Raw genomic sequence first — 15,266 nt, 5'->3', positions numbered from 1 at the left:
CTTAGCCGACCCGCTCGGCGCGGCCGAAGATGCCCTGCGGCCGGAACAGCAGGATGAGGATGAGGATGACGAGGGCGGTGGCGTACTTGAAGTCACCGGGGAGCACGAGGTTCGTGAGCTCGACGACGACGCCGATGATCATCGATCCGACCAGCGCGCCGTAGGCCGTCCCGAGACCACCCAGGGTCACCGAGGCGAACATGAGCAGGAGCAGCTGCAGGCCGGTCTGCCAGTTCACGCCGTTCAGCACCAGGCCGAGCATCACGCCGGACAGGCCGGCGAGACCGGCGGCGAGCGTCCACACGAACCGGATGACCCGGTCGACGTCGATGCCGGACGCGGCGGCGAGCGCCGGGTTGTCCGACACCGCGCGGGTGGCCCGGCCGAAGCGGGTCTTCGCCAGGAACAGGCCGGTGGCGATCAGGACGACCAGCGCGATGCCCATCGCCACGTAGGACTGCACCGTGAGCGTGACCCCGGCGAACCGGACGGTCTCGGGGTTGCCCTGCTGGATCCGGACGGTCGCGGCGCCGAAGAAGTACTGGAACGCGTACTGGGCGGCGATCGACAGACCGATCGTCACGATCATGAGCTGCGTGAGGCTGATCCGCTTGCGCCGCAGTGGCCGCCAGATCCCGGCGTCCTGCAGGTACCCGGTCGCCGCGCACAGCAGCGTGACGACGATGCCGGTCACCCAGATGTTCCAGCCGAGCTGGTTCGCGAACACGTAGGCCAGCAGCCCGCCGAGGGTGACCTGCTCGCCGTGCGAGAAGCTCGACAGCCCCGTCGTGCCGTAGATGAGCGAGAGGCCGATCGACGCCAGCGCGATGAGCAGGCCGAGGCGGATCCCCGAGGCGAACTGCTGCCAGGCCCGCTGCGGGCTGACGCTCGACGAGTCCGTCGTGGTGGTGGCGCCCTTCTGGTCGGACAGCTGGAAGATCTGCCCGACGTTGGCGTTCAGGGTCGCCTGGACCTTGCGTTCCGCGTCCGCCGCGTTCGTCAGGTACTGGCCCTTCGGCAGGGTGTCCTGGTCGACGCTCACGGTGTACTCGCCGGCCTCGTCGACGCTGACCGACCAGCGGCCGTCGGCGTTCGTGGTGGCGGTCTCGGCGAAGCCGCCGGGCCCGGCGACGTCGACGTCGACGTCGTCGGCCGGTTCCCGCTCGGAGTCGGTGATCGTGCCCTGGATGCACCCGTTCGTCGGGCTGACGGTGCAGGCCTGACTGGTCGCCGGTGCCGACGTGGCACTGAAGGCCGGCAGTGTGACCGCCCAGTCGATCAGGAAGGTCGCCAGGAACGCGGCGACGAGCACGGCCGCCAGGACCGGTCGTCGCCGGGCCTGGCGGAGGCGGAACAGGCGCGGCTGCGCCCGTCCCGGAGGAGTGATGGATCCCACGGAAGAGCCTCTCGTTCGGATGTCGAGTGACGCTATGGGGATTGTGTGACACCCGTGTTTCCAACTCGTTCCCGCTGTGAGTCGTCGCGCAACCGTGACCTGTGTGGAGGAGAGCCGCGATCCGTTCTCCCAGGCGGAACGCGGAATAGCGGGACGGCCCACGCGCGTTACCATGTCCTATCCGGAACCCGCCGTTGCGTTCTCGGTGTCTCGACCACTTCACTCGCCCACGAAGGGGACCCATGGACCAGCCGGATCCGTTCGGATTCATCGGACTCACGTACGACGACGTCATGCTCCTGCCGGGGCACACCGACGTCATCCCGAGCGAGGCGTCCACCGCGTCCCGGCTCACCAGGCGGATCTCCGTCAACGTCCCGCTGCTCTCCGCAGCGATGGACACCGTCACCGAAGCCCGCATGGCCATCGCCATGGCGCGGCAGGGTGGCATCGGGATCCTCCACCGCAACCTCTCCATCGAGGACCAGGCGGCCTACGTCGACAAGGTCAAGCGCTCCGAGTCGGGCATGATCACCAACCCGGTGACCACCACCCCGGACGCCACCGTGGCCGAGGTCGACGCGATCTGCGGACAGTTCCGGGTCTCCGGCCTGCCCGTGGTCGAAGCGGACGGCACCCTCGTCGGCATCATCACCAACCGCGACATGCGGTTCGTGGCGACGTTCGAGCAGTCGACCACCTTCGTGCGCGACGTCATGACCAAGGCGCCGCTGATCACCGCGATGGAGGGCATCGACCCCGAAGAAGCCATCGCGATCTTCGCGCAGCACAAGATCGAGAAGCTCCCGCTGGTGGACGCCGAGGGCAAGCTCCGCGGCCTCATCACCGTCAAGGACTTCGACAAGAGCGAGCAGTACCCGGACGCCACCAAGGACGACGAGGGCCGACTGCGCGTCGGTGCCGCGATCGGCTTCTTCGGCGACGCCTGGCAGCGTGCCGAGGCCCTGCGTGACGCGGGCGTCGACGTGCTCGTGGTCGACACCGCCAACGGCGAGAGCGAAGGCGTGCTCGACATGGTGCGCCGCCTCAAGGCCGACCCGTCCTTCGCGGACATCGACGTCATCGGCGGCAACGTCGCGACGCGTGCCGGTGCGCAGGCGCTCATCGACGCCGGTGTCGACGCCGTCAAGGTGGGCGTCGGACCCGGCTCGATCTGCACCACCCGCGTCGTCGCCGGCGTCGGCGTCCCGCAGGTCACCGCCGTGTACGAGGCGTCCCTCGCCGCGCGCGAGGCCGGCGTGCCGATCATCGCCGACGGTGGCCTGCAGTACTCGGGCGACATCGCCAAGGCCCTGGTGGCCGGTGCCGACACCGTCATGCTCGGTTCGCTGCTGGCCGGCACGGACGAGTCCCCCGGCGACCTGGTCTTCGTGGGCGGCAAGCAGTTCAAGGCGTACCGCGGGATGGGCTCCCTGGGCGCACTGCAGACCCGCGGCAAGAAGACCTCGTACTCGAAGGACCGCTACTTCCAGGCGGACGTCCCCAACGACGACAAGCTGATCCCCGAGGGCATCGAGGGCCAGGTGCCCTACCGCGGCTCGGTCGGCAACGTCGTGTACCAGCTCACCGGTGGACTCCGGCAGTCGATGTTCTACGTCGGCGGCCGCACGATCCCGGAGCTCAAGGCCCGCGGCAAGTTCGTCCGCATCACGGCTGCCGGGCTCAAGGAGTCGCACCCGCACGACGTCCAGATGGTCGTCGAGGCACCGAACTACCGCAGCTGAGCCGACTGCACCCCGAACGCCCCGCTCCCCACCGGAGCGGGGCGTTCGTCGTCTGCCGGCAGTAGTGTCACGGCATGGTCAGCGCCGTCTCCCACACCACGATCGACTGCCGTGACGCCTTCGCTCTGTCGGAGTGGTGGAAGCAGGTCCTCGGCTACGTCGACATCGCCGACGACCCGAACGGCCCCGGGCACGAGGAGTGCATGATCACCGCTCCCGACGGCTCGCACCAGGTGCTGTTCATCCAGGTGCCCGAGGCGAAGTCCGTGAAGAACCGGATCCACTTCGACCTGCGTCCCACCGACCGCACGCGCGATGCCGAGGTGGAGCGGCTGCGGGGCATCGGTGCGACCGAACTCGCGGACCTGCGACACGACGACGGTGGGTGGGTGGTGTTCGCCGATCCGGAGGGCAACGAGTTCTGCGTGCTGCGTTCCGTGGCTGAACTCGACGGCTGACGCGCGGGCTGCGCGGCTCGCCGATCCCTGATCCTCCGCACAGAAACGATCACGGCTCGGTAACGAAACACTTTCCGTACCGCCCCGTCACACGGGCGAAACACCGGGACCCTACGTTTCTCGACATCCAGTGGAGGCGCCGCGTTCGACCCGAAGCGGCACGGCCTCCGCGCAGAGAAAGGGCTCCACGGATGATCAGAACCACCCGTGCCACCACGGCACTGGCGTTGGCAGGCGCAGCAGCCGTCCTGCTCGCCGCGTGTTCCACCACCAGCAGCGGCGACTCCCCTTCCAGCTCGGCGTCGAGCGATGCGAAGAAGGACCCCGCCGCCAGTTGCAAGGCCCCCGACACCCCCAGCACCGATGCGCTGAAGATCGGCACGATCCTGCCGCTCACCGGTTCGCTGGCGTACCTGAACCCGCCGGCCGAGTCCGGCGTCGGCCTCGCGGTGAAGGACATCAACGCCGCGGGCGGCGTCCTCGACAAGGACGTCACCATCGACCCGGCGACGGACTCGGGCGACAGCAACGACATGACCGTGTCGAGCTCGGCCGCGACGAAGCTCGTGAACGCGAAGGTCCCGGTCGCGATCGGTGCCGAGTCCTCGTCGGTCACGCTCAACGTCATCGACCAGCTCACCAGCAACTGCATCGTCGAGATCTCGCCCGCGAACACCGCGAGCGACCTGTCCGGCTACTCGTCGTACTACTACCGGACCGCTCCGCCGGACTCGGTGCAGGGTTCGGCACTCGGTCAGCTCGTGACCGGTGACGGCAACGCCAAGGTCGCGTTCCTCGTCTTCAACGACACCTACGGCACGGGCCTCCGCAACTCGGTGCAGTCCGCGGTCGAGGCCTCCGGTGGCCAGGTCGTCTACGGCGGCAAGGGCGAGGGCCAGGAGTTCCCGCCCGGTCAGACCACGTTCTCGTCCGAGGTGACGGCCGCACTCGCAGCCAAGCCGGACGCGATCGTCGTCCTGGCCTTCGACGAGACGAAGTCGATCATCCCGGAGCTCGTCTCGCAGGGGAACACGGCGAAGATCTACATGTCCGACGGCAACACGGCCGACTACTCGAAGGACTTCGACAAGGGCACCCTGACCGGCGCCCAGGGCACCATCCCCGGTGCCTCGCCGAAGGACGACTTCAAGAAGCAGCTGTCCGCCTTCTACAAGGACTCGTCGAACAAGACGCTCGCCGACTACTCGTACGCGGCGGAGTCCTACGACGCCACCGTCCTCGCCGCGCTCGCTGCGGTGAAGGGCAAGGGCACCGACTCGGGCACGATCCAGGCCAACATGGCCGCGGTCTCCGGAGCGGACGGCGGCACCGAGTGCGCCACGTTCAAGGAGTGCGTCGCGCTCCTCGACGACGGCAAGGACATCCACTACACCGGCCCGTCCGGCATCGGTCCGTTCGACGACAACAACGACCCGTCGAGCGCCTACATCGGCATCTACAAGTTCGACGGCGACAACAAGCCCGTCTACCAGAGCGCCATCCAGGGCGCGGTCAAGAAGTAGGGCACCGGCTCCACCTCACGAAAGCGACAGTTCCCTGCGGATCATCCGCAGGGAACTGTCGCTTTCGCGTGTGGGACGGGCGGACGGGAGGCCCGGGGTGCGTCCGTCAGGCGGGCTCGGCCGGAGCAGGTGCGAGCGCTCGGCGACGGGACGCCCGCGCGGCGACGAACGAGTCCGCCGTCAGCACCACGAGCGCCAACCACACGATGCCGAAGCCGAACCAGCGCGCGGGCGGCATCGCTTCGTGCTGCACCACGACACCGACGAGCAACTGCATCACGGGCGCGAGGTACTGCGTCAGCCCGAGGGTCGACAGGCTCACCCGCCGCGCCGACGAGGCGAACAGCAGGAGCGGGACCGCCGTCGCCGGACCCGTGAGCACCGTCACGAGGACGTGCACCCAGCCCTCGCTCGTGAACGTCACGCCGCCGCCGAGCCCCGTCGCGCCGAGCACGACCAGCGCCACGACCGCGATCGGCAGCAGCCACACGGTCTCGATCGTCAGACCACTCAGCGCGTCGACCGTGCCGCCGACCCGCTTCTTCACCAGGCCGTACAGGCCGAACGAGCACGCCAGCACGAGCGAGATCCACGGCACCTGGCCGTAGCCGACGGCGATCACGACGACCGCCACGACGCTGATGCCGACCGCGGCCCACTGCGCCGGCCGCAGGCGTTCGCGGAGCACGACGACGCCGAGCGCGATCGTCACGAGCGGGTTGATGAAGTACCCGAGGGCGGCCTCGACCGTGTGGCCGGTCGTGGTCGCCAGGACGTACACGGTCCAGTTCACCAGGATGAGGACCGCGGCGAGCCCCATCACGGCCATCACCCGGCGCTGCGCCATCAGGGTGCGGGTCCGGAGCCACGAGCGGGTGACGGCGATCGCGACCGCGCAGAACACCAGCCCGAAGACGATCCGCCAGGCGACGATCTCGAACGCGCCGGCCGGGGCCATCGCCGCGAAGAGCAGGGGCATGAGGCCCCAGAGCCCGTACGCGATGATCGCCTGCACCACGCCGACGGATGCCTCGCTGCGGACGGGTCGCGCGGGACTCGGTTCACTCACGGAACCATCCTAGGAACGGCCACCGACGGGCCGGGCGTGCCACGGGCCTCCCGGTCGGAGCACGTGCACGCGACGGACCCGCCGGAAGCCCGCAGACGCACGAACGCCCCGCCGGCCGACAGGCCGAACGGGGCGTCCGAGGAGTCGAGAGACTAGCGCTCCACGACCGCGAGCACGTCGCGGGTGACGCTGAGAATCAAGAACTCTTCACCCGAGTACTTAACTTCCGTTCCACCGAACTTCTGGTAAATGACGGTGTCCCCAACCGATACGTCGACCGGGACACGGTTGCCATTGTTATCGATGCGACCCGGACCCACGGCGACGACCTCGCCCTCCTGGGGCTTCTCCTTCGCGGTGTCGGGGATGACCAGACCGGATGCAGTGGTCTGCTCCGCCTCGACCTGGCGGATGACGATGCGATCCTCGAGCGGCTTGATGCTGACGGCCACGGTGACCTCTTCTTTCTCGGTACGGACTCGGTACAGATGAAAACCGGGTTGGCACTACGCACAGGAGAGTGCCAACGCCAACTCTAGGGGGCCACTGGCACTCGGTCAATCCGAGTGCCAGCACATCAGGGGAACATCCAGCACCTGGGAGGATCGGGACATGGAAGCCGCCGAACTCGCCGCACTGCTGACCCCCGACGGGATGGCCCTGCTCGACCGAACCCCCGGCGTCTCGGACGGCGGCGAGATCGTCCGGGTGGTGTCGCGGCTCCGAGCCGAGGGGCACGACCCGCAGCTCGTCGCGGCGGTCCTGACCCAGGCCAAGCTCCGGCAGAAGGCCCGTGGCAAGTTCGGCGACTTCGCCGGACGCATGCTCTTCACCGAGGCCGGACTCGAGCAGGCCACCCGGCTGCAGGTCGCCGCCCAGCACGCCGGGCGTTTCGCCGCTGCCGGGCTGACCCGGGTCGCCGACCTCGGGTGCGGGATCGGCGGCGACGCGATGGCGATGGCGGCCCTCGACCTCGACGTCACGGCGGTCGACCGTGACGAGGTCACCGCGGCGGTCGCCACGCACAACCTCGCGGTCTGGCCGAACGCCCGGGTCGAACTGGGCGACGCGGCCTCGCTCGACGCCTCCCGCGTCGACGGCATCTGGATGGACCCCGCACGTCGGACCTCCGGCCACTCCGACACCCGCCGGCTGGCCGACCCGGACGACTGGTCACCCTCGTTGGACACCGTGTTCGCCACCGCGACGACGACGCCGACCGGCGTGAAGCTCGGGCCGGGGATCGACCGCGACCTGATCCCGGACACCGCCGAGGCGCAGTGGACGTCCGTCGACCGCGAGGTCGTCGAGCTCGCGCTGTGGTTCGGGCCCCTCGCCCGGCCGGGGATCCGCCGTGCCGCCACGGTGATCGGTGCACACGGCATCGCCGAGATGACCGGCCCGGCAGACTCCGAGGACGCCGAGGTGGGGCCGCTCGGGGCCTACCTGTACGAGCCGGACGGCGCCGTCATCCGCGCACGACTCATCGGCGACCTCGCCCGCACCCTGGACGGTCACATGCTCTCCGACGGGATCGCGTACGTCACCTCGGACCGTGCCGTGTCGACGCCCTTCGCCCAGGGCTTCCGGGTGCTCGACACCATGCCGCTCGACGTCAAGCGGCTGGCAGCGCGGCTCGCCGACGACGGCATCGGCACCGTCGAGATCAAGAAGCGCGGCGTCGACGTCGACCCGGCGCAGTTCCGCAAGCGCCTGCGGCTACGCGGGACCGGTCGTGTGACCCTCGTGCTCACCCGGCTGGAGGGCCGGCACACCGCGATCCTGTGCGAGCGGCTCAGCTGAGGAACGCGCCGGTCCCCGAGTCGTAGCCGTAGTCGGAGTACGAGCTCTGGCCGATCACGCCGAGGAAGATGATGAAGGCGATCCAGATCAGCCAGACGCCGGTCATCACCCAGCCGGCGATGATGCCGGTCAGGGCGAGCGCTCGGCCGGCCTCACCGTTCTGCTTGATCTTGCCGAGCGCGACGTGGCCGAGGATCGCGCCGGCGGGGCCGAGCAGGATCGCGATGAACCACATCGGGACGGCGGCGAGACCGAACACGATCGACAGGATCGCCAGCGTGTTCGTCTTCGGGCGCTGCGCGTAGGGCTGGTACCCCGTCGGACCGTAGGCACCCGCGGGCACGTACGGCTGCTGCTGCGGCTGCGCGTAGGGGTTCTGGCCGCCCTGCTGCTGCGCGTACGGGTTCTGCTGGCCGTACGGGTTCTGGGCGGCGCCGTACGGGTCCTGCGGCGCCTGCGGTGCCGAGTACGGGTTCTGCGGCTGCTGCGGCTGCTGCGGAGCCGCGTACGGGTTCGACGGCTGCGGCTGGCCGTACGGGTTGGACTGCTGCGGCTGACCGTACGGGTTCGGCTGTTGCGGTGCCGCGTACGGGTTCGACGGCTGCTGCTGCCCGTACGGGTTGGACTGCTGCGGCTGCTCGGGAGCCGACGGGGCCTGGGGTGCGTCGGGGGCCTGCGGTGCATCCGGAGCGGGCGTCCCCTCGGGCTGCCCGCCGGTCGTGCCGCCCGGCGTCGTCTCGCCCGGCTTCGGCCACTCGTTCTGATCGGACACCGTCAACCCCTCTCGGCGCCCGGTCTCTCCGACGCCACGTGAATCCTCCCACAGGCACCCGAGGGCCGACCGGTCGGAGCCCGGACGGTTCAGACCTGGACGGTCGTCACCGGCAACGTCGAGTCGGCCGCGATCCCGAGGTCGCTCGGCGCGTGCCCCTCGGCGACCAGGCGTGCGCCGACGGCCGCGATCATGGCGCCGTTGTCCGTGCACAGGTCGAACGGCGGGATCCGCAGCTGCACCCCCGCGGCGGCGCACCGCTCCTCGGCGACCTGCCGCAGCCGAGCGTTCGCGACCACACCGCCACCGAGCAGGAGCCGATCCACGCCGGTGTCGCGGCACGCGTTCAGGGCCTTGGTCAGCAGGACGTCGACGACGGCTTCGCGGAAGCTCGCGGCGACGTCGGCCACGGGCACCTCGCGGCCTTCGTCGCGGCAGCGCTCGACCCAGCGGGCGACGGCGGTCTTCAGCCCGGAGAACGAGAAGTCGTACCGGTGCGCGGCCAGGTCCTTCGGCAACGTCAGGCCGCGGGGGAACCGGATGGCCTTCGGGTCGCCGTCCGCCGCGGCGCGGTCGATCTGCGGCCCGCCGGGGTACGGCAGGCCGAGCAGCCGTGCGACCTTGTCGAACGCTTCACCCGCGGCGTCGTCGATGGTCTCGCCGAGCAGTTCGACGTCGCCGACCAGGTCCTTCACGAGCAGCAGCGAGGTGTGCCCGCCGGACACCAGCAGCGCGATCGTCGGCAGCTCGATGTCGCTGCCGTCCGTGCGCAGGACGTCGGCGCCGACGTGCCCGACCAGGTGGTTCACGCCGTACAGGGGCTTGCCGGTGGCGACGGCGAGCGCCTTCGCGGCACCGACCCCGACCATGAGCGCGCCCGCCAGCCCCGGCCCGGCGGTGACCGCGACGGCGTCGAGTTCGTCGAGGGTGACCCCGGCCCGCTCGAGTGCCTCGTGCAGCGTCGGGGTCATCGCCTCGAGGTGGGCCCGCGCGGCGACCTCGGGCACGACGCCGCCGTACCGGGCGTGCTCGTCCATGCTCGACGCGATGACGTTCGCGAGCAGGGTGCTCCCCCGCACGATGCCCACGCCCGTCTCGTCGCAGCTCGTCTCGATGCCGAGCACCAGTGGTTCAGCCACGCTCATCGAGCGCCTCCTGTCCGATCGGTCCGACGGTCGACGGCGACGGCGACGACGACGGCGTCGCGTCTGCTGCGACCGGCAGCTCCGCCCGCATCACCCACGCGTCGACGCCGTCCGGCTGGTAGTACCGGGGCCGGGTCGCGATGTGCTCGAACCCGAACGCCGTGTACATCGACTGCGCGACGGGGTTGTCGGCGCGGACCTCGAGGAACACCTCGCGCACACCGCGGCGACGGGCCTCGTCGAGGAGTTCCGTGAACAGCACCCGCCCGAGTCCCTTGCCGCGCTGCTCGGCTGCGACCGCGATGGTCTGCACGTCAGCGACCGGGTTGCCCGCCAGCGAGGACAGTCCGGCGTACCCGACGACCGACGGCGCTGCCGATTCGTCGACGGTCTCGACGACGACGTAGTACCCGTGCGGCGAGTACAGCTCGCCCGACATCTGCGACGCCGACCAGGCGTCCGCCGGGAACGAGACGTGCTCGAGCCACATGATGTCGTCGAGGTCCTGCGGGTGCGCCCGCCGCAGGCGGAGCCCGTCCGGCACCGTCACTGCTTCACCCGCTTCGGCGCACCCGGCACCGTGACGTCGGGTTCCCGCAGGTAGAGGGGGGTGTCCTGGTCGAACCCCGCGCCGGACCGCAGGCGGTCCGCGGCGAGTGATCCGAGCCTCCAGGCAGGGATGGACAGGGCCGTCACGCGGTCCCAGCCCACCGCTTCGGGCCGGGAGGCACGGATCGCCTCGTCGAGATCGGCCGGCCTGGCGAGACCCGGACCCGCAACACGCGTGCCGGTCTGGTCGTACGCGCTCCAGTAGACCTCGCGCCGGCGGGCGTCCGTCAGGACGACGAACGGTCCGTCCCGTCGGCCGTCGCGCTCGTCGGCCGCGACCGCGTCGTGGCTGACGAGCGGCAGGACGGGCACGCCGACGGCGGCGGCGAAGGTTCGGGCGGCGGCGATGCCGACGCGCAGACCGGTGAACGGGCCGGGGCCCATGCCGGCGACCACGCCCGTGACGTCCGCGCCGGTGATGCCGGCCTCGGCGAGCACCTCGGCCAGGAACGGGCCGATCACCTCGGCGTGCCGGCGACTGTCCTCGGTGTCGCGGGTGGCGAGGGGCTTGCCGGTGGCCGGGTCGACGACGGCCACGGAGGTTCCGGCGGAGGTGTCGATGGCGAGGAGCACCCGTCCATCGTAGGCGCGCGTCACAGGCGCGGGTCGACGGCCTCGGACTCCATCGCCAGGACCCCGAACACCGACTGGTGCACCCGCCACAGCGGCTCGCCGGCCACGAAGCGTTCCAGGGACTCCAGCCCCAGGGCGTACTCGCGCAGCGCCATCGACCGCTTGTGCCGCAGGTCGCGGTCGCGCAGCCGAGCGAGGTTCTCGGCTTCGCTGTACTCCGGCCCGTAGATGATCCGCAGGTACTCGCGGCCGCGGACCTTCACCCCGGGTTGGACGAGTCCCTTCGGCCCGCGGACCAGGTTCGCCTCGGGCTTGACGACCGCGCCCTCGCCGCCGGCCTCCGTGATCGCCTGCCACCAGTCAGTCGCGGCGGCGCGGCTGGCATCGTCGGTGACGTCGACGAGGGCCGAGCGGGTGGCCCGGACCACGTCGGGAGCCGCCGCCGCCGCCAACCGCTCGGACACGTCGAGGTGCCAGCCGTGCGGTCGGTCGGCGAACGTCCGCCCCTCGGCCGCGAGGACTTGGAACGGCGCGAACCGGACTTCGTCGATGCCGGTCGACGGCGTCGCGTACCGCCGGTAGGACGCCGTGTAGGCGTCCGCAGCGGCCGCACGTCGGCGGGTCCGGTCGAGCAGGTCGGCGACGTCGACACCGGCGTCCCGTGCGGACTCGAGCGCGGCGACGGCGGTCGGGAACGCCCCAGCGGCTGCGGCACCGACCTCGGCGTACCAATCGCGGATCATCCCCTCGGCCTTCACCGCCCACGGCAGCACCTCGCCGTCGAGCAGCACCCAGTCCGAGTCGAGTTCCGCCCACAGTCCGGCCCGCTCGAACGCCTCGGACAACCGTCCGGCGAACGTCGTGGTCGTCGCCGCGTCGAAGAACGACCGGCCGGTGCGGGTGTGCGCGACACCGTTCCAGCCGACGGGAGCGTCGAAGCGCGACGGGTCTCTGGCGAGCAGCACGGTGGCCCGTGAGCCCATGTGCTTCTCCTCCATCCGCACCGACTGCACGCCCTGGTCGCGGTAGTACGTGAACGCCTCGGCGGGGTGCTCCAGGTGGTCAGGGAGCGCGGACGTCGCAACGGGACTCATCGTCGGCGGCAGGTACGGCAGCCAGCGTGGGTCGATGGCGAACCGGCTCATCACCTCGAGGGCGCCGGCGGCGTGCTCCGCACGGATGCCGACCCGCCCGTGATGCCGGGTCTCGACGATCTGCCGGCCGGTCACGTCCTCGATCGGGAGCACGCCGGGGACGCGACGTGGTGACGGGGCCGCACCGGGCCTCCCGTCCGTCGCGCTCGTCGTCGGACCGGACTCGGTCGGGCCACGCAACGGCTCGAGCGGCTTGGCCGCCTCGTAGTGGACGCGTTCCGCGTCCACCTGCACGAGCTCGCGCTCCGGGTACCGGAGCGCCGAGAGCTTCCCGCCGAACACGCAGCCGGTGTCGAGGCACATCGTGCCGTTGATCCACTCGGCGTCCACCGTCGGGGTGTGCCCGTAGAGCACCATCGCCGAACCCCGGTACGAATCCGCCCACGGCAGCCGCACGGGCAACCCGTACTCGTCACTCTCACCGGTCGTGTCGCCGTACAGCGCGAACGAGCGCACCCGACCGGACGCCCGGCCCTGGTACTGCTCCAGCATGCCGGCGTGCGCGACCACGAGCGCACCGTCGTCGAGCACGAGGTGCCCGACGAGTCCGCGGCAGAACTCCCGGACCTCGGCGCGGAAGTCCTCGGACTCGGCCGCGAGCTGCGCGAGCGTCTCGGCGAGACCGTGCGAGGTCTGGACCTTGCGGCCGTCGAGCGCGCGGACGAGCTTGTCCTCGTGGTTCCCCGGCACCGCGAGCGCGTGCCCGTTCCGCACCATGCCCATCACCAGCCGGAGGACGCCGGGGCTGTCCGGTCCACGGTCGACGAGGTCGCCGAGGAACAGCGCCCGTCGGCCATCCGGGTGCACGGCGTCGACGGGGCGGCCCGCCTCGTCACGGAGCAGCGTCCAGCCGAGCCGACCGAGCAACGCCTCGAGCTCCGACCGGCAGCCGTGCACGTCGCCGATGACGTCGAAGGGGCCGTGCTCGTCGCGCCGGTCGTTGAGCAGCGGCTGCCGGACGATCGTCGCCGCCGCGATCGCGTCCTCGCCACGGAGCACGTGCACCCGGCGGAACCCCTCCTTGTTCAGGCCCTTCAGCCCGCGTCGGAGCTGCCCCTGCTGGCGGCGCACCACATCGGCGCCGAAGTCACGATCGGTCCTGGCGGCGTTCCGCGCGACGCACACGGGCTCCGGGACGTCGAGGACGATCGCGACCGGCAGGACGTCGTGGTCGCGGGCGAGCCGGACGAAGTCGCGGCGGGCCTCCGGTTGGACGTTCGTCGCGTCGACCACGGTGAGCAGGCCGTCGCGGAGACGCTGCGCGGCGACGTGCTTGAGGGCCGCGAACGCCGCCGGGGTCGCCGCCTGGTCGTTCTCGTCGTTCGAGACGAGGCCGCGGAACACGTCGCTCGACAGGGTCTCGTACCGGCCGAAGTGCTGCGCGGCGAACGTGGACTTGCCGGAACCGCTCGTGCCGACGAGGAGCACCAGGGACATCTCCGGGATCGTCAGGGCGCGGTCGCGGTCGTTGCGGTCGTCGTGGGCGTTCATGCGCGGGTCTCCGAGCCGTCGAGGCGGCGGAACAGGGCGAGCTGGGTGGGTGGGCCGACCTCGAGGTCGTCGTCGCCGATCGGGCGGAACTCGACCGTGTAGCCGTGCCGGTCGCCGACCGCCGTGGCCCACGACCGGAACTCCGCACGCGTCCACTCGAACCGGTGGTCGGGGTGCCGGAAGCGTCCGGCGGCGAGGCGTTCGAACCGGACGTTGTGTTCAGCGTTCGGCGTCGTGATGACTGCGGCGCGGGGTCGGGCGGCTGCGAAGACCGAGGTCTCGAGCGCCGGCAGCCGTTCGGGATCGACGTGCTCGACGACCTCCATCAGGACGATCGCGTCCAACCCCGCCAGGCGGTCGTCCGAGTAGGTCACCGACGACTGCAGCAGGCGGACCCTGGCACGCTGCGCGTCACCGGCCTCGTCGAGGTGCAGCCGTCGCTCGGCGCGTTCGAGCTCGCGCGGGGCGACGTCGGTGCCGATGATCGTGGTGAACGTGCGGTCGGCAACGAGGTGCCGGAGCAACGCACCTTCGCCGCAGCCGACGTCCGCGACCGTCCGGGCACCGGTGTCGGCGAGGGCCGTGAGCACGGCTTCGGCGCGGCGGCGGTACAGCGGGGTCTCGGTCTCGGTCTTCGTCGCGGTCGTCGTCTCGGTCTCGGCGACCGGCCCGGTCGTCGCGTCCTCCTCGGACCCGGTCAACCGGGTGGTCGCATCGGCCACCAGGGAACGCTGGTGCGCGAGGGACCGGGTGGTGATGAGGTCCTGCAGCGGGTGCTCGGCGAGCCAGCCCTCGCCGCGGCGCAGGAGCTTGCCAACCTCGTCGTCACCCACCCAGTAGTGCTTCGCGTCATCGAGGACCGGCAGCAGGACGGTGAGCTGCCGGAGGGCGTCGGACAGGCGGACGCTCCCCCGCAACCGCAGCCCCACGGTCGCCGCGTCACCCCACTCCGGACGGGTCTCGTCGAGCGGACGCCGGACCTCGTCGACGTCCCATCCCAGGGGCGCGAAGAGCCGGGTCGCCAGCCCGACACCGTGCTCGTCGACCTCGCTCGGCACGCTCGTCAGCGTGATGTCGAGCTCCATCGGTGCAGCGGCCCGCTCCGGGCGGGACTCGCTCGAGCCGGCCATCGCGCTGCGGAACACTTGCCCGATCGCCAGGGCCAGCATGGACGTCGACACGTACGGTCTGTCGTTGACGTAGCGGGACAGCGCCTGGGTGTCGGCACCGTAGCGCTTGCTCCGGGCAAGGGCGATCGAGTCGACCTCGAGCAGCAGCGCCACGGTGCACACCGCAGGCTTGTCCGCGGGGTAGAACACGTGCGCCGTCCCGACGCTCAGGTCGAAGGCCTGCGCTCGGCCGGGGTGCTTGTGCAGCAGGTGGGAGAAGTCCGGGGCAGCCTCGCCCCGGGTCGAGAGCGTCACGAGCACGCGGTCCTCCGTCGGTCGTCCTCCGGCGATCTCGCCAGCCGGTGGTGGACCGGAGGACGAGCTTACGAGGCTTCCGGCGGTCGGTGGAACCAGCGGGC

General features: G+C 70.9%; 13 protein-coding genes. 4 read left to right on the top strand and 9 right to left on the bottom strand.

All coding sequences use genetic code 11. From position 1 onward, the window contains the following. Nucleotide 1: 1 nt before the first annotated feature. Entirely contained in the window at nt 2–1,396 is a 1,395-nt protein-coding gene (locus EDF23_RS06115; RefSeq protein ID WP_235035783.1) for a branched-chain amino acid ABC transporter permease, read from the bottom strand. 242 nt (nt 1,397–1,638) lie between these two features. Here EDF23_RS06115 and guaB point away from each other — a divergent pair, with 242 nt between their 5' ends. From guaB to EDF23_RS06100, 3 genes are all read left to right on the top strand, one after another. After that, nucleotides 1,639–3,141: an IMP dehydrogenase gene (guaB, locus tag EDF23_RS06110; RefSeq protein WP_123293173.1), complete on the top strand. Its 1,503-nt coding sequence runs from the start codon at nt 1,639–1,641 to the stop codon at nt 3,139–3,141. 74 nt (nt 3,142–3,215) lie between these two features. Then, nucleotides 3,216–3,599: a VOC family protein gene (locus EDF23_RS06105; RefSeq protein ID WP_123293171.1), complete on the top strand. Its 384-nt coding sequence runs from the start codon at nt 3,216–3,218 to the stop codon at nt 3,597–3,599. Nucleotides 3,600–3,790: 191 nt separating this feature from the next. Next, the gene (locus EDF23_RS06100; protein ID WP_123936943.1) at nt 3,791–5,122 is read left to right on the top strand and encodes an ABC transporter substrate-binding protein; all 1,332 of its coding nucleotides are present in this window, start codon (nt 3,791–3,793) and stop codon (nt 5,120–5,122) included. Between the two features lie 106 nt (nt 5,123–5,228). On the opposite strand, the gene rarD is transcribed toward EDF23_RS06100, so the two are convergent. Both rarD and groES read right to left on the bottom strand, forming a co-directional pair. Next, the gene (gene rarD, locus EDF23_RS06095; RefSeq protein ID WP_185094108.1) at nt 5,229–6,191 is read right to left on the bottom strand and encodes an EamA family transporter RarD; all 963 of its coding nucleotides are present in this window, start codon (nt 6,189–6,191) and stop codon (nt 5,229–5,231) included. 152 nt (nt 6,192–6,343) lie between these two features. Beyond that, nucleotides 6,344–6,643, bottom strand: a complete 300-nt coding sequence (gene groES / locus EDF23_RS06090; RefSeq protein ID WP_131921081.1) for a co-chaperone GroES — start codon at nt 6,641–6,643, stop codon at nt 6,344–6,346. A 160-nt stretch (nt 6,644–6,803) separates the two neighbouring features. Here groES and EDF23_RS06085 point away from each other — a divergent pair, with 160 nt between their 5' ends. Beyond that, a complete protein-coding gene (locus tag EDF23_RS06085; protein ID WP_131921079.1) occupies nt 6,804–7,994 on the top strand; it encodes a class I SAM-dependent methyltransferase in 1,191 nt (396 codons plus the stop codon). Here the strand turns inward: EDF23_RS06085 and EDF23_RS19715 are convergent. The 6 genes from EDF23_RS19715 to EDF23_RS06055 all read right to left on the bottom strand — a co-directional run bounded on the left by EDF23_RS19715 (nt 7,987) and on the right by EDF23_RS06055 (nt 15,168). Then, nucleotides 7,987–8,766, bottom strand: a complete 780-nt coding sequence (locus EDF23_RS19715; protein WP_131921077.1) for a DUF4190 domain-containing protein — start codon at nt 8,764–8,766, stop codon at nt 7,987–7,989. The two genes, EDF23_RS06085 and EDF23_RS19715, sit on opposite strands and share 8 nt — an antisense overlap. An 89-nt stretch (nt 8,767–8,855) precedes the next feature. Beyond that, a complete protein-coding gene (tsaD, locus tag EDF23_RS06075) occupies nt 8,856–9,911 on the bottom strand; it encodes a tRNA (adenosine(37)-N6)-threonylcarbamoyltransferase complex transferase subunit TsaD (RefSeq protein WP_111083431.1) in 1,056 nt (351 codons plus the stop codon). Further along, nucleotides 9,898–10,461, bottom strand: coding sequence for a ribosomal protein S18-alanine N-acetyltransferase (rimI, locus tag EDF23_RS06070; protein WP_207895447.1), 564 nt, complete (start codon nt 10,459–10,461; stop codon nt 9,898–9,900). The genes tsaD and rimI overlap by 14 nt, the downstream gene beginning before the upstream one ends. Continuing rightward, a complete protein-coding gene (tsaB, locus tag EDF23_RS06065) occupies nt 10,458–11,093 on the bottom strand; it encodes a tRNA (adenosine(37)-N6)-threonylcarbamoyltransferase complex dimerization subunit type 1 TsaB (protein ID WP_123936947.1) in 636 nt (211 codons plus the stop codon). Before tsaB ends, rimI begins: the two co-directional genes overlap by 4 nt. 20 nt (nt 11,094–11,113) lie before the next feature. Next, nucleotides 11,114–13,738 (bottom strand): polynucleotide kinase-phosphatase, encoded by a 2,625-nt coding sequence (locus tag EDF23_RS06060; RefSeq protein WP_131921075.1) that lies wholly within the window; start codon nt 13,736–13,738, stop codon nt 11,114–11,116. Beyond that, a complete protein-coding gene (locus tag EDF23_RS06055) occupies nt 13,735–15,168 on the bottom strand; it encodes a 3' terminal RNA ribose 2'-O-methyltransferase Hen1 (RefSeq protein ID WP_131921073.1) in 1,434 nt (477 codons plus the stop codon). Before EDF23_RS06055 ends, EDF23_RS06060 begins: the two co-directional genes overlap by 4 nt. Nucleotides 15,169–15,266: the final 98 nt, after the last annotated feature.

This window comes from Curtobacterium sp. PhB128 (assembly GCF_004340725.1).
Lineage (GTDB): Bacteria > Actinomycetota > Actinomycetes > Actinomycetales > Microbacteriaceae > Curtobacterium.
The sequence above is the reverse complement of the archived record's forward strand: the minus strand, read 5'-3'. Positions and strand labels throughout refer to the sequence as shown.